This window comes from Bradyrhizobium sp. S3.2.6 (assembly GCF_040546885.1).
GTDB lineage: Bacteria > Pseudomonadota > Alphaproteobacteria > Rhizobiales > Xanthobacteraceae > Bradyrhizobium > Bradyrhizobium cytisi.
Genome location: NZ_JBEPOS010000034.1, coordinates 27,701 through 48,142, shown reverse-complemented (window position 1 = coordinate 48,142; position 20,442 = coordinate 27,701). Strand labels below are relative to the sequence as shown.

General features: G+C 58.6%; 18 protein-coding genes. 3 read left to right on the top strand and 15 right to left on the bottom strand.

Annotated features, from left to right (window positions below; all coding sequences use genetic code 11):
- The first annotated feature begins 148 nt into the window (after window positions 1-148).
- The gene (locus ABID58_RS34880) at window positions 149-1,456 is read left to right on the top strand and encodes an aspartate aminotransferase family protein (protein ID WP_085399944.1); all 1,308 of its coding nucleotides are present in this window, start codon (window positions 149-151) and stop codon (window positions 1,454-1,456) included.
- 238 nt (window positions 1,457-1,694) lie between these two features.
- Here the strand turns inward: ABID58_RS34880 and ABID58_RS34875 are convergent, their stop codons facing one another.
- The 11 genes from ABID58_RS34875 to ABID58_RS34825 all read right to left on the bottom strand — a co-directional run bounded on the left by ABID58_RS34875 (window position 1,695) and on the right by ABID58_RS34825 (window position 13,999).
- Window positions 1,695-3,251: an amidase gene (locus ABID58_RS34875; RefSeq protein ID WP_354037413.1), complete on the bottom strand. Its 1,557-nt coding sequence runs from the start codon at window positions 3,249-3,251 to the stop codon at window positions 1,695-1,697.
- Window positions 3,252-3,398: 147 nt separating this feature from the next.
- A complete protein-coding gene (locus ABID58_RS34870; RefSeq protein WP_085399941.1) occupies window positions 3,399-4,832 on the bottom strand; it encodes an amidase in 1,434 nt (477 codons plus the stop codon).
- 87 nt (window positions 4,833-4,919) lie between these two features.
- Window positions 4,920-5,987, bottom strand: a complete 1,068-nt coding sequence (locus ABID58_RS34865) for a branched-chain amino acid ABC transporter permease (RefSeq protein ID WP_085399962.1) — start codon at window positions 5,985-5,987, stop codon at window positions 4,920-4,922.
- Entirely contained in the window at window positions 5,987-6,865 is an 879-nt protein-coding gene (locus ABID58_RS34860) for a branched-chain amino acid ABC transporter permease (protein ID WP_085399940.1), read from the bottom strand. The genes ABID58_RS34865 and ABID58_RS34860 overlap by 1 nt, the downstream gene beginning before the upstream one ends.
- A 2-nt stretch (window positions 6,866-6,867) precedes the next feature.
- The gene (locus tag ABID58_RS34855) at window positions 6,868-7,599 is read right to left on the bottom strand and encodes an ABC transporter ATP-binding protein (protein WP_245344012.1); all 732 of its coding nucleotides are present in this window, start codon (window positions 7,597-7,599) and stop codon (window positions 6,868-6,870) included.
- Complete coding sequence (locus tag ABID58_RS34850; RefSeq protein WP_085399936.1) at window positions 7,596-8,351, bottom strand: ABC transporter ATP-binding protein; 756 nt, start codon at window positions 8,349-8,351, stop codon at window positions 7,596-7,598. Before ABID58_RS34850 ends, ABID58_RS34855 begins: the two co-directional genes overlap by 4 nt.
- Window positions 8,352-8,432: 81 nt before the next feature.
- Window positions 8,433-9,668: an ABC transporter substrate-binding protein gene (locus ABID58_RS34845; protein ID WP_085399935.1), complete on the bottom strand. Its 1,236-nt coding sequence runs from the start codon at window positions 9,666-9,668 to the stop codon at window positions 8,433-8,435.
- A 33-nt stretch (window positions 9,669-9,701) separates the two neighbouring features.
- A complete protein-coding gene (locus ABID58_RS34840) occupies window positions 9,702-11,018 on the bottom strand; it encodes a M20 family metallopeptidase (protein ID WP_085399933.1) in 1,317 nt (438 codons plus the stop codon).
- A gap of 117 nt (window positions 11,019-11,135) precedes the next feature.
- Window positions 11,136-12,365, bottom strand: a complete 1,230-nt coding sequence (locus tag ABID58_RS34835) for an ABC transporter substrate-binding protein (RefSeq protein WP_085399931.1) — start codon at window positions 12,363-12,365, stop codon at window positions 11,136-11,138.
- Between the two features lie 142 nt (window positions 12,366-12,507).
- The gene (locus tag ABID58_RS34830; protein WP_085399929.1) at window positions 12,508-13,164 is read right to left on the bottom strand and encodes a cysteine hydrolase family protein; all 657 of its coding nucleotides are present in this window, start codon (window positions 13,162-13,164) and stop codon (window positions 12,508-12,510) included.
- The gene (locus ABID58_RS34825; protein ID WP_085399927.1) at window positions 13,157-13,999 is read right to left on the bottom strand and encodes an N-formylglutamate amidohydrolase; all 843 of its coding nucleotides are present in this window, start codon (window positions 13,997-13,999) and stop codon (window positions 13,157-13,159) included. The genes ABID58_RS34830 and ABID58_RS34825 overlap by 8 nt, the downstream gene beginning before the upstream one ends.
- A gap of 128 nt (window positions 14,000-14,127) precedes the next feature.
- Here ABID58_RS34825 and ABID58_RS34820 point away from each other — a divergent pair, with 128 nt between their 5' ends.
- Together ABID58_RS34820 and ABID58_RS34815 are read left to right on the top strand one after the other, a co-directional pair.
- Window positions 14,128-15,000 carry a MurR/RpiR family transcriptional regulator gene (locus ABID58_RS34820; RefSeq protein ID WP_085399925.1) on the top strand — a complete coding sequence of 291 codons (873 nt, stop codon included), beginning with the start codon at window positions 14,128-14,130 and terminating at the stop codon, window positions 14,998-15,000.
- A complete protein-coding gene (locus ABID58_RS34815; RefSeq protein ID WP_085399924.1) occupies window positions 14,990-16,300 on the top strand; it encodes a type I glutamate--ammonia ligase in 1,311 nt (436 codons plus the stop codon). The genes ABID58_RS34820 and ABID58_RS34815 overlap by 11 nt, the downstream gene beginning before the upstream one ends.
- Before the next feature lie 314 nt (window positions 16,301-16,614).
- On the opposite strand, the gene ABID58_RS34810 is transcribed toward ABID58_RS34815, so the two are convergent.
- From ABID58_RS34810 to ABID58_RS34795, 4 genes are read right to left on the bottom strand one after another with little or no spacing between them, the layout of a single operon-like run.
- Complete coding sequence (locus tag ABID58_RS34810; RefSeq protein ID WP_085399922.1) at window positions 16,615-17,586, bottom strand: ABC transporter ATP-binding protein; 972 nt, start codon at window positions 17,584-17,586, stop codon at window positions 16,615-16,617.
- Entirely contained in the window at window positions 17,583-18,563 is a 981-nt protein-coding gene (locus ABID58_RS34805) for an ABC transporter ATP-binding protein (RefSeq protein ID WP_085399921.1), read from the bottom strand. Before ABID58_RS34805 ends, ABID58_RS34810 begins: the two co-directional genes overlap by 4 nt.
- Window positions 18,563-19,480 (bottom strand): ABC transporter permease, encoded by a 918-nt coding sequence (locus tag ABID58_RS34800; protein ID WP_354037411.1) that lies wholly within the window; start codon window positions 19,478-19,480, stop codon window positions 18,563-18,565. The genes ABID58_RS34805 and ABID58_RS34800 overlap by 1 nt, the downstream gene beginning before the upstream one ends.
- Window positions 19,446-20,405 (bottom strand): ABC transporter permease, encoded by a 960-nt coding sequence (locus ABID58_RS34795; RefSeq protein WP_085399918.1) that lies wholly within the window; start codon window positions 20,403-20,405, stop codon window positions 19,446-19,448. Before ABID58_RS34795 ends, ABID58_RS34800 begins: the two co-directional genes overlap by 35 nt.
- Window positions 20,406-20,442 lie beyond the last annotated feature (37 nt).

The window sequence follows — 20,442 nt, the reverse complement described above, 5'->3', positions numbered from 1 at the left end:
GCTGCCGACGAAGCGCTGCCTGAAAATATGATATCAAATATAGATTTTTTGTTGACTTTGATGCAAAAAATTCTGCATACGTTTGGCCCGTCGCGAGGTTGGCCCTGCAGGCTTTGTCCGCGACCGGTTTCGAAGCGAGGAACGAGATATGACTTCCTTGTACAAGCGTGAAGCACAATCAATCTCGACGCTCGCTCATCTCCGCTTCTATCCATTGGCCCTTACAGGCGGGACGGGCGCGAGGCTGAAAGCAGATGATGGCAGGGAGCTTCTAGATTTCGCGGCCTCCTGGGGCGCTGCAAGCCTGGGTCATTCCGATCCTCGCATACGGGCGGCGGTTGACCGCGCGCTCTCCAACCAGGCTGGAGCAAGCTATCTTTCCAGTGCCAATGCAGCGACAGTGCAACTGGCGGAAAAGCTCCTCTCACTCGTGCCTCCGCGGGCTGCGGGTAGGATCTGGTTCGGCCACTCCGGTTCGGACGCCAACGAGACAGTCGCTCGCACTGTTGTCGCCGCGACAGGTCGGCCTCGCATCATCTCCTTCTCGGGGGCCTATCATGGCGGCACGACCGGCTCCGCCGCAGTCTCTGGCCACCCGTCGCAAGTCATACCGAAGGCACCCGGCCTGACGCTTGTGCCTTATCCGAACAGCTATGCCGAAGGCGAACAAGCGGCGGAAAAGGCCCTTGCTGAACTCGATCGCCTTCTTGCGGGCCCTGTGCCTCCGCAAGAGGTCGCGGCCTTTTTCATCGAGCCAATCCAATCCGACGGCGGAATGTTGGTTCCTCCAGACGGCTTCTTTAAAGAAATCGAGCGGCGATGCCGCAAGTACGGAATCCTGCTCGTCAGCGACGAAGTGAAAGTCGGACTTGGCAGAACCGGGCAATTACATGCCTTTTCACATCATAGCATCGAGCCCGACATCGTGGTGTTCGGGAAGGGTCTTGGTGGCGGCTTGCCTATCTCAGCGGTCGCCGGGCCGGAAGCTATCATGAATTTTGCGCCAGCCTTCGCCTTTCAGACTTTGCATGGAAATCCAGTCTGCGCCGCAGCGGCGTTAGCTGTGCTCGAGGCAATCGAAACCGATCGGCTGGCGGAGAACGCTGCAAAAGTGGGCTCGCATCTGCTTTCCCGTCTCCAGAACCTGAAGCAGACGCATCGGCTGATTGGCGACGTGCGCGGCAAGGGCCTGGCGATCGGAGTCGAGTTGGTCAGCGACCGTGCGACAAGGAAGCCAGCCAAGAGAGAGACCGCGATGACGGCTTATCGCGCCTTCGAACACGGATTGGTGTTGTTCTATGTTGGCGTTAGCTCGAACGTGCTTGAGTTTACCCCACCCTTGACGTTAAGCCTCGATGAGGCGGACCGCGGCGTGGAGATGTTCGATATCGCTCTCGCAGACGTCGAAGAGGGCAAAACCGATCCTTCACTGGTGAGCGCCTTCACTGGCTGGTGACTATAGCACTCGAGTAAAACCGCAATGGTGCACCGCCTTCCGAATGGCTCCGAAAAGTCTGCCAATATGTCAGAAGCGTAGAATGGGCTCAGTCTGGCCTGTGCGGTCTCCAAAGACCTAGACATTCCCGTCAAGGCGGAACTGCTACGAAGGACAGGCAGAATGGGATGCGAGCGCTCGAGTAGGCACGATGGTTGCCAAGGCTGGTGGTGACAGCAATTGGCTCCGTTGTTCAAGCTCATGTTGTTTCGTTAGATGCCGCCGCATCCGACAGCCCAAGAGTAATATTTACACTGGGCTCTCGGTTCGATTCTCCGTGCTCCGAATGGCGCCGACGCGACCACTGCTCGATGTCACGTCGCCCGGCGATAACATGCGGCTTCCTGTCCTTCCAAGGCAGCACCCGTTCGACCTGGCCTGCGAGCGAGATGAGCGTCGCCTCGTCGCCGACCCGGGCGGCGAACTGCACGCCGATCGGCTTGCCATCTTCCGTCTGATGAAGTGGAAGCGAAATCGCTGGCTGCCCAGTTTGATTGAGCGGTGCGGTAAATTTGAGGTCGCCGGACAGACGCTTATCGAAGCTCTCAAGGTCCAGCGACATGTCCAACCATTTCCGGGGATGCGGCAAGTCGGCGAGGACCGGCGAGATCACCACGTCGAACGCATGGAATTGCCTCACGAGATTTCGGGCGAACAAGCGCATGGCTTCGATGTCCTGAGAGTGCTGTATGGCGCTCAGCGAGCGGCCGAGCTGGATGTCCTCCCACGTGACATTCTCGACGTCCTCCTTCGTTACTTCACGGCCGATCTTCGAGGCTGAGCTGTTGAAGTATGCGGCCGACTTCGCCGCGTGGATCCGGACAGACAGCCTCATCATGTGCTCGAAATCATATCTGAAGTCGACCTCCGACAACTCGTGTCCCAGCGCATCACACGCTTTGACCGCGCTTTCGACCGCCCGACGCTGTTCCTCGCCCAATGGTCGCCCGTCGGGCTCTGTCGTCGTGAAGCCGATCTTGAGCTGCGGCGGTTTTCCGTCCGACAGCAAAGAAAGATAAGAGCGCTCGGGGAGCGGCAGCGCGTACGGATCGCCGGGCATGGCGCCGGCGACGGCGTCGAGATAGGCGGCGGTATCGCGGACGGTCCGCGATAGGCACAGGTATACCACCCCGCCATACACAAGATCGACCACATCAGGCCCGAAGGTGATCCGTCCGCGTGACGGCTTCAGGCCGACGAGGCCGTTGAGCGACGCCGGCATGCGGATCGAGCCGCCGCCATCGCTCGCGTCCGCGATGGGGACCATTTGCGAAGCCACAGCCGCCCCGGACCCTCCGCTCGATCCGCCGGCTACGATATCCGGATGCCACGGATTCTTGGTGGCGCCATAGAGATGCGGCTCGGTTGATGATGAGCGGCCCATCTCGGGGGTATTGGTCTTGCCTAGGGGAATCAGGCCCGCCAACTTCATCCGTTTTGCAAGCTCCCAGCTTGAGCTCGCAATATAATCCTTGAAATAAACGCTGCCGTTCGTGACAGGAAAGCCCTGCCACTCGAGTGTCAGGTCCTTCAGCAGAAAGGGGACACCCGCGAAGGGCGCATCAGAAACCGCGCTGTCGGCAAGTTCGCGCGCATAGTCGTATCGTTTGGAGACGACGGCATTCAGCTGAGGATTGATGTCCTCGATGCACTCGATCGCGACCTCAACGAGCTCACGCGCGGAGACCTCGCCCTTCTTGACATGCGCGGCCAGACCCAGTGCGTCGCTGTTAACGTAGAGATCCTTGATGCTCATATGATTCTCCGAATTGATAGCCCAGTCGCCGCCACATTGAAAACTTCGTGAAATGGCATCGTCCCAGAATAACGTGGGCAGCAGCATCACCGCATCAATACCCTCGAACAGACGATGGGCAACGATCCCGCAGGACGGAAGGCTCCGCTAGTTTTCAAAATCGGGCGGATGTCGGTCCCTCCACGGATAAGCGGTCTCGATCTGGGCGGCGAGTCTTAGAAGAGTCGCCTCGTCACCGATCCGGCCGACGAATTGCACTGCTATGGGGACGTTCTCAGCGCTATAATGGACGGGGACCGTAATCGCAGGCTGGCCGGTGCAATTGAAGGGCGCGGTGAAGACGATATCGCTGATGAGCCTCTCGTTGTACACGTGAATGTCAGGTTCGGACATGTCGTACCAACCGGCCGGCCGTGGCGGAACTGGAAGGACGGGCGCAAGATAGAGGTCGAAACGCGTCAACTCGTCGACGATCTTGCGCGAGAGCTTGCGCATGGCTTCGATATCGTCGGAATGCTGAGTCCCGGATACCGCCTTGCCGAGTTCAATAATTCCCCAGGTTGCGGACTCCACGTCCTTTGGCGTTACCGGTCTGCCGAAGCGCTTGGCGCAAGCATTGAAGAAGGCCGCAGTCTGGACGCCGGTGATGCGGGCGAAGATCTGCTTGAATGCTTCGACGTCGTAAATCAAATCATGCTCTTCGATACCATGGCCGAGATCACCGCAAATTTTTGCTGCTGTTTCGATTGCTTTCCTAACGTCCGGGTGGATTGAAGATCCGTCAGGAGAGCGCGTAGTTAGACCGATGCGAAGGCGGCGCGGTGCCTGAGAAAGTGTGGAGAGGTACAGCGTTGCCGGAACCGACAGCGCGTATGGATCGCCGGGATGCGCCCCCGCGACGGCATCCAGGTAGGCGGCGGTGTCGCGGACTGTGCGCGAGACGCAGAGGAAGACCACCGCGCCATACCAGTAATCGACGACATCCGGCCCAAACGTTACGCGGCCGCGGGAGGGCTTAAGACCGACTAGCCCATTGTTGGAGGCCGGTACGCGGATCGATCCGCCGCCGTCACTCGCTTCGGCAAGCGGAACCATTCCGCTTGCAACTGCAACCGCAGAGCCGCCGCTCGATCCGCCGGCGCTCACGTTCGCATTCCACGGGTTGATTGTAGGACCGAAAAGTTTTGGCTCGGTAGAAATGCACCAGCCGTTCTCAGGAACATTCGTCTTACCTAACGGAATCAAGCCCGCGTTTCGCACGCGCCTTGCGATTTCCCAGTCGCTCGTCGCCACGTAGTCTTTGAAGTACCGGCAGCCATTCGTGACGGGAAACCCCTTCCATTCGACGGAGAGGTCCTTGAGCAGAAACGGAACGCCCGCGAGGGGGCCGTTGGGAAGAGGGCCGGCAGCGGTTTTGCGGGCTTGATCATAGAACCTGGCAGTCACCGCGTTGAGCCTGGGGTTGAGCCGTTCAATCTCGTGGATCGCTTGCTCGACCAATTCGAGCGGCGCCACATCTCCTTTCCTTACGAGTTCCGACAATCCCACCGCATCGTTCTCTTTGTAGAGTTTGGTCAACATAAGCGTCTCCTCTGGGGTCGCTCCCCGTCGTGATCGTTTGGTTTCGGAGAAGCAAAGGGAAGAACAAGCGCTGGTGATGGTCAGGGCTCAAGCCGAACGATCCAACGAAATTGGAGTTATAGCAGTCCCGTTCTTTTGGTGGTCCTGCGGCAGCACCAGCGCTTTCTTCCCATCCCTGCTATCGCTTTGATCTTTCCTACGTCGCCGCTCCAACACCATTGGCAGTATCGAGGCAAGGCCTTTCGGGAAGAACACAAGGACGACGATCATGGCCACCGCAACCAGCATGAAGCGGCCTTCAGCGAAGTTATTGATGTTTGCGAGGCCTTCCGAAATGAAGGTCAGGAAGAGCGCAGCAAATAGTGGACCATAGATGCTAGACGTGCCGCCGACGAGCACCATGCTTAGGACTAGCGATACGGTCGAAAAGTCAAAAACCTCCGGCGAGGCCACGCGCAGGTAGATGACGTAAAAGCCTCCGGCGACGCCGGTGAAGAAGGCGCTTGCGACAAGCGCCTTCAGGCGCTGCCGGGCGATTGGGATACCTCGCGACACAGCGTAATCTTCGTTGTCGCGAAGAGCCTTGATTGAAAGGCCGAAATCGGAACGTACCAGCCAACGCAGAGAGACGATCGTGGACACGAGCAGCGCGAAGCCGACGTAATAGTAGCCGAACTTGTAGTCGCGCACAAAATTGTAGTGCGGCAGCCATATCGTTGGCACGCGAACCAAGCCCTGTGTTCCACCTGTGAGGTCCGATTGGCTGATAATGAGCTGCATCACGAGTTGGCTGAATGCAAAGGTAACGAGGACCACATAGACGCCCTGAAGGCGAACAACCGGCAGTGCGACGATGATGGCGGAAAGTGAAGCTGCCATCCCCCCTAGCAGCATCGCAATCCACGGATCGACGCCGAGAAGCTTAGCGGTCAGCCCGGTCGCATAAACTCCGACGCCGAAGAAGGCGATATGGGCAAAGTTGAAAATGCCGGCATAGCCGAGCGTGAGATCCCAGCTTGCGGCAATGATTGCGTAAACGAACGAGATGATGAATAGATGCCTCAGATAGACGTCCTGGACGAAAACAGGTACGAGGAGCCCCGCGAGCAGCAGGGCGCCGATGATCCAGGTCTTCCTTTTGCCGAGAGCCTCCATCACCGCACCACCTTTCCGAGAAGGCCCTGCGGCCTGACAAGCAAAACGACAATGAGCAGCAGAAAAATAATGGATGGCGCCCAGTAAATTCCGACGACAAAGACCAGAGCCGCCTCAAGCAGGCCCATGAGATAGGCGGCGAGTACCGTTCCACCCAGCGAGCCAAGTCCACCAAAGATCACGATAATCAAGGCCTTGACGAGCGGTTCGGAACCGAATTCCGGCGTCAGCAGACGGACGGAACCGATAAGTACTCCCGTTAAGCCAGCGAGGACTGCCGAGAGTGCAAAGGTAATGATGAAGAGACGGGAGACATCGATACCGATGAGCCGGGCACCATCCGGGTTCTGTCCAACTGCTCGTATGCCACGTCCAATCCGCGAACGGCTGAGGAAAAACCAAAGTGCAGCGAGCAACAACGGTGCCACGACTATAATGAGCGCCTCCTGCGCCGAGATCGTCGTCTGGAGAAGGCGGATCTTGCCCGGCATGATCGGAGCGAGTTGCTTGAGCCTTGCGCCCCAGATCAATTGAATTCCCTTCTGCAGGAACATCATCGCGGCAAGCGTCGTCATCACCGTAATAAGCAGAATATCGCGATGATCATAAAATGGCCGAACGACCAGCCGTTCAATCAAAATCCCGGTCCCCACCATGGCAGCTGCCGAGACCGCGATCCCAGCGGCCAATCCGAAATTGAGTCCGGCCGCGTCGGATATCGTCCAGGCGACATAGGCACCGAGTGTCATCAGAACGCCGTGAGCGAAATTGAAGATACCGAGGGTCGACCAGATCAACGATAATCCACTGGCCATCAAGGCATAGCCTGAGCCGAGCACGATACCGCTGATGAGGATGGCACTAAGAATGTCTGCCATGATCACACACTCTCCGACCCGAAATACATGTCCATGATCTCCTGATGGTCGACCTCTGTGCCTCGCTTAATTTCTCGGCTGATTTCGCCGTGGTCGACGAGATACATACGGTCGACCAGCGACAGGATGAAGGCGATGTCCTGCTCGACGAGTAAGAGCGGAATGCCGCGCGCAGATATCTCCGCGATTGCCTCCGCGAGTTCGTCCTTGAGCTTGGGAGACAGCCCGAGCGTCGGTTCATCGAGCATCAGCATGCGCGGGGCGCACATGAGCCCTACGCCGATAGACAGCATCTGCCGCTCGCCGCCCGACAAGGTCTTGCACTGCTGCTGGCGGCGCTCGGCAAGTCGAGGGAAGAGATTGAGCACATAGTCGAGATTTGCCTTTAGCTGCCCGCGTGCGCGGGGTGTGAAGGCTGCAAGCTCGAGTGTCTCCATGATCTGCATGTCGGGGAAGAGACGATTTCCCTGCGGCACGTGAATCAACCCGCGCGCCACAATTTTCTGGGGCGCAAGCTTGTCTATCGCATCGCCCATGAAGCGCACACTGCCTGCCCGCGGGCAGATCACTCGTGAGATCGTGTTCAGAAGTGTCGTCTTGCCATGCCCGTTGGGCCCAAAGAGCCCGACGCGCTCGTTGGGCCCGACGTGGAGGCTCATGCCGAGCAGCACGTCGGAAGCATCGTAGCCGGCGCGCAGGTCGATAATTTCGAGTGCATTCATATTGTTGCTCAAAGCGCGGCCTCCCGCTTGCCCAGATAGGCCTCGATGACGTCCGGGTTGCGCACCACCTCATCCGGCTTGCCTGAAGCGATGATGGCGCCGTGGTTGAGGACCATCAGGTGCTCGGACATTTTCAGGAGAAGCGGCAGCACGTGTTCAATTAAGACGATGGTTATGCCGCGTCCGTGCACGGTACGTATAAGGTCGGAAAGACCGGATACCTCGGGCTTAGTGAGACCTGCGGCCGGCTCGTCTAGGAGTAGCACTTTGGGTCGGCCAGCGATTGCAGAAGCAATCATGAGCTGCTTGCGCTCAAAGACCGAGAGGTCGGAAGCGGCTTTCGCCCGCCGTTCACAGCCCAGCGATACATCATCGAGCGCCTGCTCGGCGGCATCCTTTGCTTCGGCCGGGGTCATCTGCCCGCAATAGACCGCGCTTGCATACACGTTTTCGCGCGCGCTCAACGTGGTGAACTCGGCATCCTTCTGAAATGTGCGAAGGACGCCCGCTTGGCTGATCTGATGAGGCCTCAGTCGATGGATCGGCTTGCCTGAGAGAAGCACCTCACCATCACTCGGAGGAAAGGGAATGCCGGTGATCACGTTGAAGAGCGTGCTCTTGCCGCTGCCGTTCGGACCGGCGATGCCGAAAATCTCACCCTTTCGAATCGAGAACGACACTCTGTCGACAGCAACCAGCGCGCCGAAGCGGCGAGTGACCTCACGGACCTCAAGCAGTGGTTCAATATAGTTTGGCTCTGCCATCCTGCATCCTGCTTGTCTTTGCAGCTTGTGTGAAAAGGGCGGCCACGCGATATCATCGCGGGGCCGCAAGCGGATGCGATCCTACTGCTTCATCCAGGGAGGCATGCGGAACTCGCCGTCTGCATACTGCGCGGGATAGAACAGGACCCGCTTGCCTTCCCAGATCTGGTAAAACGTGATTGGAATCCCGTTGTCGCCCTGGACGGAAAGATGCGTCTTCGGATCGAAGGAGAGCATACCGCTTACGGTCTGCTTGCGGGTCTCTCCCATGGCCTTCCCGATCTCGAGGCGTTTTGTCGGATCGCCGACCTTCTTCAGCGCCTCTGCATAGATCATGACCTCCTCGTAGAGCCCCGGCCCGTATGAACCCGGTTCGCTGCCGTACTTGTCTTTGTATTTGCTGACGACCTCGCCGGCCCGAGGATTCGCCGGCGTATTGAGAACGCCGCCTTGCAGATTATAGACGATGCCCGTGGCCTGCTTGCCCGTTAGCTTGAGAAATTCGGGCACGGAAGGCGCGTACTGGATGAAGACCAAGCTGTCAGTCGGCTGCTCGAGGAACTGGGTCAGAAACTTCGCCGCGTTGCCCGGCTGATAATCCGCATTGATGATGACTGCGGGATTGTCCTGGCGGACCTTGGCGAAGAACGTCCGCCAATCGTTGATTTCCCCCCACGGCAGAAGGTCAGTAGATGTAACCGTCCAGCCGTCCTGTTCGAAACTCTTCTTCAGGCCCTCCATGATGTTTTTGGAATAGGGATTATCGGATGAGATCAGGGCGACCTTCTTATTAGGGAGCTTCAGTTTGCCGCTCGCCTGGAGACCCTTGAGGACTGGCACCATGGCCGTGTTGTAGGAATCATAGGACGCGGTCATCGACCAAACTGTCGGGAACTTTTCGGGATGGGGCGCAATGATGTCCCTCGTCTGGACAGAATTTGCCGAGACCAGGTACGGCATATTCTGCTCAGCCATCGTCTCAATTTCGAAATTGCTGCCGCTCGCGTAACCGGTAAGGATGACATTCAAGTCGCGGTCCCCGGTGAGCCGCTCGATCGCACTCGTCACCGCATCAGCCGATTGGTTCTGAGTGTCGCCTACCACCACCTGCAGCTTGTAGCCGGCTACTCCGCCGGCTGCATTGATCTCGTCAACGGCGAGCTTAGCTCCGTTGACCATTTCGTTTCCGTCCGCTGCCGAGCCTCCGGTCAACGGCGCAAGTACGCCGATCTTTGCGACCTTGTCAGCAGAATGGACAGGCGTCGCCGCAATCAGCGCGGCAAAAGTCAGGCTTGCATAAAGACTAGAAAATCTCATGGTCACGTCCTCTCTTCATTGGCACCGGCTGAATCATTTGACGCCGCACCAGGCGATGATTGCTGCCGCTAGTGTTTTAGTCGTCTCCTCCAGTGAGGCGATATCCACATACTCGTCTTCGCCATGGGCGCCATCGCCGGATGCACCGCAGATTACGGAGGCGCACTCCGCACCGGCGTAGTGCGCAGCGTCGGTGACGGCAATCATCGCTGAGATCTTGGGTTTTCCGCCGAGTTGTGTGCGGCGGTTCAGAAGCGATTGAGCGATCGGGTGATCAGGCCGCGTATCCATAGGCGGAAAATGGAGGCCGCCGAGCTCCCATTCGACTTTGATAGGATTCTTCTGCAACCAAAGATCCTGCTGGCAGAAGTGGTGCACGAAGGCTTCAAACTCAGAACGAATGTCTTGCTTCGTCTGATTAGGAAGGAACTTGTAGTCGAGGTCGATGACGGCCACGTCCGGGATGATGGCGGGGTTGGTCATTATGAGCGGCAAGCCATCCGGCCCAAGTCCCGCGCCGCCGCGTATCGCGCCGACGTTGATCGTGTTCATCCCCGGCGGCAGCAGTGGATGCTGGCGATTGCGACACCGCGAGCTTTCGAAACTCCCAAGAGCGTCCAGGAAGCGTGCTGCGATATCGATCGCATTCACCGCTCGCCGCATCCGATCAGGCCCGTCGCGCTGCGGCCAAATCTCGTTGTAGCGCAAACTCGAATGGCCCGCCCGGCCAGTGATGGTGATGCGTATCCATTCGAGGCCACCTTCACAGATGAGGATATCCCCCCAGCTTGGCTCCGTAATAATGGCGGCCTTGGCGAGATGGCCTCGCTTGACAGCGTCGATCGCACCAAAGCCGCCAGCTTCCTCGTCGACGACAGAATGTATGGCAACTCGGCCGTCGAGTTCGATACCGGCGGCCCGGATGCCTCGGACGGCGCCAATGGCCGCCGCGATGCCGCTCTTCATATCGATCGCGCCCCGGCCGTAGAGCTTGCCGTCCCTGATCTCGCCACCGAAGGGGTCGACCGTCCAGGCACCGCGCTCACCGACCGGCACCACGTCGATATGACCGCACAACAGCAGGCTCCGCTCTTCCGAGCCGGCGATCTGACCGATCACATTTGGCCTGTCCGGAAAAACGTCCCATCGCTCGATCGACATGCCAATTGAAGTCAGCTCGGATTCGACCAGGTCTTGGACATCGCTCTCGCGGTTCTGGAGAGGGTCCTTAATGAACTTAGGGTTGACCGAGGGAATCCGAACAAGCTTCTGCGTAAGCTCAGTCGCGTAACTCCGCTCTTCTTCGATGGCCCTCCAGGCGGCCTTTACCGCAGCTTCAACCCTGGCCATTTTTGGTTTGCTCCTCGTCCTGGATTTGGTTTGCAGCGATTGAGCACCACCAAGCTCGTGATCGCCGCCTCCTTTGCGGCCACACGGCGATGCCGCGTGGCCGCAGGCGGTGCAATGCTATTGCTTCATCCAGGGCGGCACGCGGAACTCGCCGGTCGCATGCCGCTGCGGAGAAAACACGATCCGCTTGCCGTCCCAAACCTGATAGAATTGAATTGGGAAGCCGTCGTCGCTTTGGATGGCAAGATGCGTCTTCGGATCGAACGAAAGCATACCCTCTGCGGTGGCTTTGTTGGCCTCACCGATGGCCTTTCCGATGGCAAGCCGCTTTTTCGGGTCGCCGACTTTCTTCAATGCGTCGGCGTAGAGCATCACTTCCTCGTAGACCGCTGGTCCGCTTGATCCCGGCTCGTAGCCAAACTTGGCCTTAAACTTTTGCTCAATTTCAGCAGTGCGTGGGCTTTTTGGGAGGGTGCCCCCGATCAGGTCATAGATGACGCCTGTCGCCTTCTCGCCGGTCAATTTTAGGAATTCGGGTATGTGGGGCGCATACTGGATGAAGACCAGGCTGTTGGTCGGTTGCTCCAGAAACTGGGTCAAGAACTTCGCCGCGTTGTCCGGCCTAGAGTCCGTGTTGATAATCAGCGCCGGATCGTCGCGGCGGACCTGAACGAGGAATGTCCGCCAGTCGCCGATTTCCCCGGTCGGCAGAAGGTCAGCCGATGTGACCGTCCAACCGTCCTCTTCGAAGCTCTTCTTCAAGCCGTTCATGATTCCCTTCGAATAGGGATTGTCGGTGGAGATCAGAGCCACCTTCTTGCTCGGCAGCTTCAACTTGCCGCTCTGTTCCAAGCCCTTCAGCACCGGAATCATTGCTGTTTTGTAGGCGTCATACGAGGCGTTCAAGGACCAGACCGTCGGGAACTTGTCCGGATGCGGCGCAATGATTCCACGCGTCGCATCGGTGCTGCCGTAGAGCAGGTATGGCATTTCCTGCTCGGCCATCAGCTCGATTTCAAAGTTGCTATAATCTGCATAACCTGTGACGATGGCATTCAGGTCAGGGTCACTGGTAAGGCGCTGGGCCGCGCTGGTCACCGAATCCACGGACATGTTCTGCGTGTCGCCCACAACGAGCTGCAGCTTGTAGCCGGCCACGCCGCCAGCCGCATTTAGCTCCTCGACGGCGAGCTTGGCTCCGTCGACCATTTCGCTGCCGTCCGCCGCGCTGCCTCCCGCTAGCGGTGCAAGCACGCCTATCTTGGTGACCTTGTCGGCAGCATGAGAAGGCATTGCCGCGACCAGAGCGGCAAAAACCACACTTGACCAAAGACTAGAAACTTTCATGTCCTTACTCCCCTCTCCTCAGAATGCACCCGTCAGATAATCCGACGTGGCGTTAGTAGATCTTCGGGGCCGCCAAGGTCTTACTTCAGGCGGCCTTCGCTGCAGGCTTCAGCATCGAGAATTCGGGCTGCTCCTCGTTCAGTCACGGGCGAACTCCGCCAATCTCTTCGATCAGCCCATCTGTGCTGACCTGGCGGCAATATCCCTTGATCGCTCGCAGAGAATTTTCGTGCCGCTCTTGGCTATAGGTAGCGCATGCGTTTGGCACGAGGGTCACGAGGTAGCCGAGATCGCAGGCATCGCGGACTGCAGATTCAACGCACTGATCGGTAACGAGTCCGCACAGCACGAGCTGCTTGACCCCAAGATTGCGCAGGAGGTAATCGATGTGGGTCGATACAAAAACGCTCGAAGACGATTTCGGCAGCACGATCTCGTCATCGCCGGGAGCGATCTCGTCGATCACTTTTCCGTCCCACGAACCCCTCGGTACGTTGAAGCCGGTGATCTTGTAGTCAAGGCTTCGATCGCGGCCGTCTCGTGTGAGACTCTCGATCGTCGTATAGAGCACCTCAATGCCTGCGGCCCTGAACGCGGCCTGCAGCCGCTGCATGTTGGGGATCGCCACGGACTTCAAACAATCGAAATAATAACCGTACTTGCCGGTTATGTCGGCCTCAGTCACGTCCTTGAACTCACCGCCATCTCGTCGCACGCAGAAGTTCTGCACATCGATAAAGAGCAGCGCCGACTCTTTCGGCTTGAGCGGTACGTCACGCGTCGTCGGGAAATCAGCCATTGATGGGCTCTTTTGCTTTGGTGTTGGTCAATGTCTCCGCGATCAAATCGGCCCACCGCTGCTGCCCGTTCGCATCGCCGATCAGATCATTACGGATTTCAAGCAGCAGATGCGGCAAGCCGCGCGCTTCGCCATGTACAGGGATTGTGTAATCCCCTATGTCGTCGACCAAATACGGCTCGTTATGCGCCGATATTGTCGCCGGATTTCGGCTCTGGAAGAGAGCCAGGAAACATTTTGCAAAGCTAGGATCACGGTTCGACAGCACACCGAGGTGCCAGGGTCGCTCGAGTCCTCCGGCCAGCCGTGGCGTGAAGCTATGCACCGCGACCAGACTTGTTGGCGAACCCTCGGCTGCGCGGCGATTCAGAAGGTGCGCCACTGCCCGATGGAATGGTTCGTGTATCTCGGTGTAACGCTGACGACGATCGCGCTCCGATAGCTGCAAGTTGCGCGGCACAATTGTCCCGTCGCTTACCTCCGGGATGCAGTCAGGCGCCTCAAGGGGACGGTTGCAGTCAATAACGAGCCGACTGTAGGGCTGGAGGAAGAGCGGCGCATCAAGCTGGGCTGCGAGCACGCGGGCCACTCCCTCAGCGCCAATGTCATAGGCGATGTGCCTGAGCATTTCGGCCGCAGGCAAGCCAAGATCAGCGAGCTGCTTCGGAATAGCAGTTCCCGCGTGTTCGCAAACCAGCACGAAATCCGACTGCCCATTGGCATTGATAATCTCGACAGGCGCCGGGTCGGATGGTGAGAGCACACTCGCTGGAGTTGAAGAATGCTGCAAGGCGTCAACCTCGGTTGCTGCATGGCACCTATCGCCAAGCTGCATAGCCGAACTCACGAAATTTTTGGATCAATGTCAACTATTTTATTCCGTTTGACATATTTTTTTCATAGCCGTATTCCCCAAATCAAGCTTTCCATGACAGATTGGATTGCGGAAACGGGTCAGGTGGCATGGCTACGGTGAGAGAGATCATAAGGCGTGAAAGCGCCAATCTGACCATTAGTGAGCGCAAGATTGGCGACGCCGTACTGGCGGATTATCCATTCGGCGCTTTGCAAACCATCCAGGAACTGGCCGAGCGCACAGGCGTGAGCGCGCCGTCGATCACGCGTTTCGTCGGCAAGATAGGCTTTGCGGGTTATCAGGAGTTTCAACGCCAGCTAATAGCAGAGTTGCGAGAAAGCCGAAGCTCCCCGCTACAACTTAAGGCTACTGAAAAACTCGGTAGCGCCGAAGCCTTTCTCGCCGACTATGCCCGGCGTGCCGCAGACCGCATACTCGAAATGAGTGAAGGCGTTCCGCAAGAACAATTCGATCGCGTCTTGGCGCTCCTGGCGGATCCGACTCGGGCCGTTTTCCTAGTTGGTGGACGAGCCAGCGACAACATTGCAGCTTTCCTGTCAGTGCACCTCAAACAAATACGACAAAAGGTTCATCATTTTCCAGCGAACCCGGAGCACTGGCCGGATTTGCTGCTCTCGATGCGTAGGCAAGATGTTTTGGTGCTGTTCGATTTTCGCCGTTATCAGCGGGACCTGGAGTCTCTAGCTGAGATTGTCGCGACCCAATGTCGACCATCCATTGTGCTGATTACTGACAAATGGATGTCGCCTATCGCGCGTCATAGCGACCACGTCGTGGCCCTGCCGATCGAGATTGAAACCGCGTGGGACACGCTCGTTTGCGCGATCGCGTTCGTCGAAGCGCTGATTGTCAAGGTTTCAGAACTGAACTGGCCCACGGCGAAAGAGCGGTTGGAGGCCTGGGACAAACTTCGCCTGGTGTCGCCAGGTAAGCCTTTGGAGGAACAGGATGATCGCTGAGGAATTGGTTATTGCCTGCTGTACAGACCTTGCGGGCAAGGTTCGAGGCAAGGCTTTCCCAGCTTCGCAGTTAGAAAAGCGGAGAAAACGAGGGATTGGCTGGACGCCGACCAACGTCCAAATCACCTGTTTCGACACAATAGCCGAAAGTCCGTTCGGCTCGCTCGGCGACCTGGTTCTTATTCCTGACGAAGCGGCGAGGGTCCGAGTAGAACTTGGCGATCATGTGCCAACAGAACATTTTGCACTCGGTGACATTCGCCACACCGATGGTCGGCCATGGGAATTCTGCACCCGTTCTATCCTTAGAAGCGCTCTTGACCGTCTCAATCGCGTTTCGGGCTTGACGCTGTTCGGCGCCTTCGAACACGAATTCCAATTCCGGAGCGCCGCCAGTCTGATTGGAGAGGCGTACAGCCTTAATGGCTTCCGTGCCGAGCGGCGTCTAGCTGAGACGCTCGTGGCGGCCATGCGCGCGGCAGGTCTGGAGCCGGACACTTTTATGAAGGAGTTTGGCGCTGGGCAGTATGAAGTCACGATGGGGCCATCACGCGGGATCGCTATAGCGGACCAGTCGACGATTGTACGCGAGCTCGTGCGCCTGGTTGCAAACGCTTCCGGGAGGGAGGTTACGTTCACTCCGATCCGCGACCCTGCCGGGGTAGGCAACGGCGTGCACATCCACCTCAGCTTTCTGGATGGGGAAAAGCCGACAACCTGGGATCCGAACGGGAAACACGAGCTTGCAAGGCCCGCTGGCCAATTTATTGCTGGTATCCTCAAGTATCTCGACGCGATCGTCGCGATCACAGCGCCAAGCGTTGTATCCTACCTTCGATTGACCCCGCATCGCTGGAGCGCGGCTTTCAACAACCTCGGCTTCCGCGACCGTGAAGCTTCAGTACGCATTTGCCCGGTTTCTGATTTGAGTGATATTTCTAAAGCCGCTCAGTTCAATTTCGAGTTCCGCGCTGCCGACGCTACCGCCAGCCCACATCTGCAACTCGCCGCTCTCGTGCACGCCGGAGTGCAAGGCATAGAAGAAGAACTGCCTACACCGGACGCAACAACCGAAGACCTTTCCCTTCTTGATTCGACGACTTTGGCAGCGCGTGGTCATGTCCGGCTGCCCAAATCGCTGCCCGAGGCTCTCGATCGCTTCCTCGCAAATCCAACAGTCATTGGATGGTTTCCTCCAGGGTTCGCTGATACCTACGCAAAGCATAAGAAAGGTGAGATGGCCTTCCTCGAGGGAAAACCTCAGCAGGAGGTCTGCACATTGTACGAGCAGGTTTACTGAACAATTGCGAGCCCAGAGTCGAGCGCGGTCGGCGGCCGAGCAGGATAAATCTCGACAACCTGCCAAGGCAGTGAATCCCAGCCTCGGGATACTTCTTGAGCGCAGCTTCTTCGTCACGACCTGTCACAGGATCACAGGACTGAAGCGAGATCTGTCCTGTTGCTCTCAGAGCTCATATCAGCGACACGAGAAGCCGCGTGTTCTCACGGCGGCGGCTCTAGCGACTTGCCGAGAGCTATCGACTTAATCAGGGAGTGGCACGAGCCCGCATCGTCGTCGGTTTTGGCGGCCATGCGGACTTTCGCAATCACCCGTCAGCTTCGGAAATGACAGGCGACCGCGTGCCCTTTCGCGCCAGCCTTGAGTTCTGGCTTTTCTTCGGCACAAATGGGCTTGCGAATTGGACAGCGCGTGTGGAAATGACATCCAGTCGGCGGGTTAGCTGGATTTGGCACCTCGCCCTGCAGCATTATACGAGTTCTTTTAACTTTCGGCGCCGGAATAGGCACAGCAGAAAGCAGTGCTTCGGTATAGGGATGCTGCGGATTGCGGTACAGATCGCGAGCTCTCGCAATTTCGACAATACGGCCGAGATACATCACCGCCACATGGTCGGAGATGTGCTCGACCACCGAGAGATCGTGGGCGACGAACAGATAGGTGAGATTCAGCTCGGCCTGGACGTCTTCCAGCAGATTGATGACCTGTGCCTGGATCGAGACGTCGAGCGCGGACACCGGCTCGTCGCAGACGATCAGCTTTGGTTCGACAGCGAGAGCGCGCGCGATCACGATGCGTTGGCGCTGTCCGCCTGAGAATTCGTGCGGGTAGCGGCGCATGTGCTCGGCCTTGAGCCCGACCTTGACGAGCAGGCTTGCGACCCGATCCTCACGCTCCTTGGCCGATGAACCAAGCTTATGAATAATGAGGGCTTCGCCGAGGATGGAGCCGACCGTCATGCGCGGATTGAGCGAGGCGAACGGATCCTGGAACACCAGCTGCATGTTCCGCCGCATCGCGCGCAGATCGTTGCCGCTGAGCTTGCGCACGTCCTGTCCGTCGAAGGTGACCTCGCCGTCGGTCGGCTCGATCAGGCGCAGCACGCAGCGCCCCGTCGTCGACTTGCCGCAACCGGATTCGCCGACAAGTCCGAGCGTCTCGCCGCGATTGACCGAGAACGAAACGCCGTCGACCGCATAGACGCTGCCGACCTGGCGCGACAAGAGCCCGCCGAGCACGGGGAAATGTTTCTTCAGGTTGGAGACACGCAGCAAAGGTTCGCTCATGCCGCGTCTCCCAGATGACAGGCCATGCGGTGGCCCGGCGCGATCTCGCGCAACAGCGGCTCCTTCGCGGTGCAGATGCTCATGGCGTGGCGGCAGCGCGGCGCAAAACGGCAGCCGACCGGCGGATTGATCAGGATCGGCACCGAGCCGCCGATCGCCTCCAGCCGTATCTTGTGCTCGGCGGCGAGGTCGATGCGCGGAATCGAGCGGATCAGGCCTTGAGTATAGGGATGGCCGGGATGGGCGAACAGATCGTCGACGTCCGCCTCCTCCACCACCTTGCCGGCGTACATCACGACCACGCGCTCCGCGGTCTCGGCGACGACGCCCATGGCGTGGGTGATCAGCATCACCGCCATGCCGAAGCGTTCCTTCATGTCCTGGAGCAGATCGAGGATCTGGGCCTGGATGGTGACGTCAAGCGCGGTGGTCGGCTCGTCGGCGATCAGGAGCTTGGGCTTGCAGGCCAGCGCCATCGCGATCATCACGCGCTGGCGCATGCCGCCGGAGAACTGATGCGGATAGTTGTGCACGCGGCCTTCGGCATTGGGGATCTGCACCAGCTTCAGCATCTCGATGGTGCGCTCGATCGCCTGCTTTCTGGTAACGTTCTCATGGCGGCGGAGGCTCTCTGCGATCTGCTCGCCGATCGTGAGCACCGGATTGAGCGAGGTCATCGGCTCCTGGAAGATGAAGCCGATTTCCTTGGCCCTGATCTCGTCGAGCTGTTTGCTGGTCAGCGGCACAAGATCGCGGCCCTCGAAGATGATCTGGCCCGCCGCGATGCGGCCCGGCGGCATCGTGATCAGCTTCAGGATCGACATCGCGGTCACTGTCTTGCCGCAACCAGACTCGCCCACGACGCAGAGCGTCTCGCCCTTTTCGATGGAGATATCGACGCCGTCGACGGCCTGCAAGATGCCGACGTCCGTCGAAAAGTGGATCTTGAGCCCTTTGATTTCCAGCAGCGCCGCCATCAGATAACCCGTCGCGCATCGAGCGCGTCACGCAGGCCGTCGCCGATGAAGTTGATGGCGACCACCGCGATGAAGATCGCGCCACCCGGAAACAGCGCCCAATGCGGGCCGATGTCGAGAAAGTCCTTGGCGTCGAACAAGAGCCGCCCCCAGGTCGGCGTATCCGGCGGAAAGCCGAGGCCGAGGAAGGACAACGTCGATTCTGCGATGATGGCGGCGGCGACGTCGATGGTACCGGCGACGATCACCGGACCCAGCGCATTTGGCAGGATATGACGCACCACTTGCCGCACGGGACTTGCACCGAGCGCACGCGCAGCTTCGACGAACTCCTTTTCGCGAATCGACAGAAATTGCGCGCGCACGAGCCGCGCCACCGGCATCCAGCGCAGGCCACCGATCACGAGCACGATCAGGATGAAAATGCCGCCCTCGGCGCCGAATCCGGCCTTCAGGCCGTCGCGAAAGAGATAGATGAGCAGGAGCAGCAGCGGCAATTGCGGGAGCGACAGGAACAGGTCGGTGAGCCACATCAACCCATGCCCGAGCGTGCCGCGCGACATGCCGGCGAGCGCACCGATCAGCGTTCCGATGAAGACCGAGACCAGCATCGCGGCCAGCCCGACGGCGAGCGAGATGCGGCCGCCATAGATCATGCGCGCCAGAATATCCTGGCCGAGATCGTCGGTGCCGAAGGGATGGGCCAGCGACGGCCCCTGCATCCCCGCCACGATGTCGATGTCGTTGATCTTGACGTGCCAGACGAAGGGACCGACCACAACCGCCAAAACGAGCAGAAGCAGGAGGAATGCACTGGCGACGGCGAGCCGGTGACGGCTATAGCGCCGCCACGTCTCGCGCCACGGCGAGTAGACGCCCCGCCTAGCGGAGGGAGATGCGAGGGTCAAGCCAGCCATACAGTACATCCGCGATGAGATTGAAGAGCACAACGAGGCACGCGAAGACAAGTGTGATGGCCATCACCACCGGCGTATCGTTGGCAAGAATGGAGGAGATGAGCAGCGAGCCTATACCGGGGATGCGGAAAATCTGCTCGGTAACGATGGCGCCGCCGAACACAGCCGGCATCTGAAGCGCAATCAGGGTGACGACCGGGATCATCGCATTACGTAACACGTGCTTGATGATGACTTTCGTTTTTCCGAGCCCCTTAGCACGGGCTGTTGTGACGTAGTCGAGCCGGATCACGTCGAGCATCGCCGAACGCACGAAGCGCGTCATCGAGGCAGCCTGGAACAGGCCAAGCACCATCACCGGCATGATCGCTTGCCGGATCATCTCGAGCACCCAGCGGATGCCTGTCGCCTTGATATCGGTCGAATAGACGAAGGGTAGCCAATCCAACGTGATCGAGAAGACCAAGATGAACAGGATGCCCGTGAAGAACGTCGGCAACGAAAAGCCAATGAAAGCGAAAGTATTGGCGATCTGATCGAACAGCGAATACGGTTTCGTCGCGGCATAGACTCCGACGGGAATCGCGATCAGAACAGCTAGGGCTTGCGCCGAGCCGATCACGTACAGCGTGGTCGGCAGGCGCTGAAGGATGAGAGTATCCACATCCTGCCGGCTGACAAAAGAAAACCCCCAATCGCCATGGCTCATGGCAGAAATCCAGTGGAGGTAACGAAGATAAATCGGATCGTCGAGACCGAACTTCGCCCGAAGTGTCGCAGCGACTTCGGGCGGCACGTTCGGATTGGTAGTCAACTCCGAGAATGGATCACCTGGCGCAAGGGCTAGCACCACGAATAGTACCAGCGAAATGCCGAGGAGACTCGGCAGCGCTACAATTAGGCGGCGTAAGACATACTGGCTCATGACGGGACGATCTGGCTAGAGCACGATCGAGGAAGGC

What these genes read in the sequence shown, in the direction of transcription:
- ABID58_RS34850 (WP_085399936.1), bottom strand. Translation starts at nt 8,351, where the DNA reads ATGGCAGAGCCAAACTATATTGAACCACTGCTTGAGGTCCGTGAGGTC.
- ABID58_RS34795 (WP_085399918.1), bottom strand. Translation starts at nt 20,405, where the DNA reads ATGAGCCAGTATGTCTTACGCCGCCTAATTGTAGCGCTGCCGAGTCTC.
- ABID58_RS34820 (WP_085399925.1), top strand. Translation starts at nt 14,128, where the DNA reads ATGGCTACGGTGAGAGAGATCATAAGGCGTGAAAGCGCCAATCTGACC.
- ABID58_RS34825 (WP_085399927.1), bottom strand. Translation starts at nt 13,999, where the DNA reads ATGCAGCTTGGCGATAGGTGCCATGCAGCAACCGAGGTTGACGCCTTG.
- ABID58_RS34830 (WP_085399929.1), bottom strand. Translation starts at nt 13,164, where the DNA reads ATGGCTGATTTCCCGACGACGCGTGACGTACCGCTCAAGCCGAAAGAG.
- ABID58_RS34840 (WP_085399933.1), bottom strand. Translation starts at nt 11,018, where the DNA reads ATGGCCAGGGTTGAAGCTGCGGTAAAGGCCGCCTGGAGGGCCATCGAA.
- ABID58_RS34810 (WP_085399922.1), bottom strand. Translation starts at nt 17,586, where the DNA reads ATGAGCGAACCTTTGCTGCGTGTCTCCAACCTGAAGAAACATTTCCCC.
- ABID58_RS34835 (WP_085399931.1), bottom strand. Translation starts at nt 12,365, where the DNA reads ATGAAAGTTTCTAGTCTTTGGTCAAGTGTGGTTTTTGCCGCTCTGGTC.
- ABID58_RS34845 (WP_085399935.1), bottom strand. Translation starts at nt 9,668, where the DNA reads ATGAGATTTTCTAGTCTTTATGCAAGCCTGACTTTTGCCGCGCTGATT.
- ABID58_RS34865 (WP_085399962.1), bottom strand. Translation starts at nt 5,987, where the DNA reads ATGGAGGCTCTCGGCAAAAGGAAGACCTGGATCATCGGCGCCCTGCTG.
- ABID58_RS34800 (WP_354037411.1), bottom strand. Translation starts at nt 19,480, where the DNA reads ATGGCTGGCTTGACCCTCGCATCTCCCTCCGCTAGGCGGGGCGTCTAC.
- ABID58_RS34860 (WP_085399940.1), bottom strand. Translation starts at nt 6,865, where the DNA reads ATGGCAGACATTCTTAGTGCCATCCTCATCAGCGGTATCGTGCTCGGC.
- ABID58_RS34805 (WP_085399921.1), bottom strand. Translation starts at nt 18,563, where the DNA reads ATGGCGGCGCTGCTGGAAATCAAAGGGCTCAAGATCCACTTTTCGACG.
- ABID58_RS34880 (WP_085399944.1), top strand. Translation starts at nt 149, where the DNA reads ATGACTTCCTTGTACAAGCGTGAAGCACAATCAATCTCGACGCTCGCT.
- ABID58_RS34870 (WP_085399941.1), bottom strand. Translation starts at nt 4,832, where the DNA reads ATGTTGACCAAACTCTACAAAGAGAACGATGCGGTGGGATTGTCGGAA.
- ABID58_RS34875 (WP_354037413.1), bottom strand. Translation starts at nt 3,251, where the DNA reads ATGAGCATCAAGGATCTCTACGTTAACAGCGACGCACTGGGTCTGGCC.
- ABID58_RS34815 (WP_085399924.1), top strand. Translation starts at nt 14,990, where the DNA reads ATGATCGCTGAGGAATTGGTTATTGCCTGCTGTACAGACCTTGCGGGC.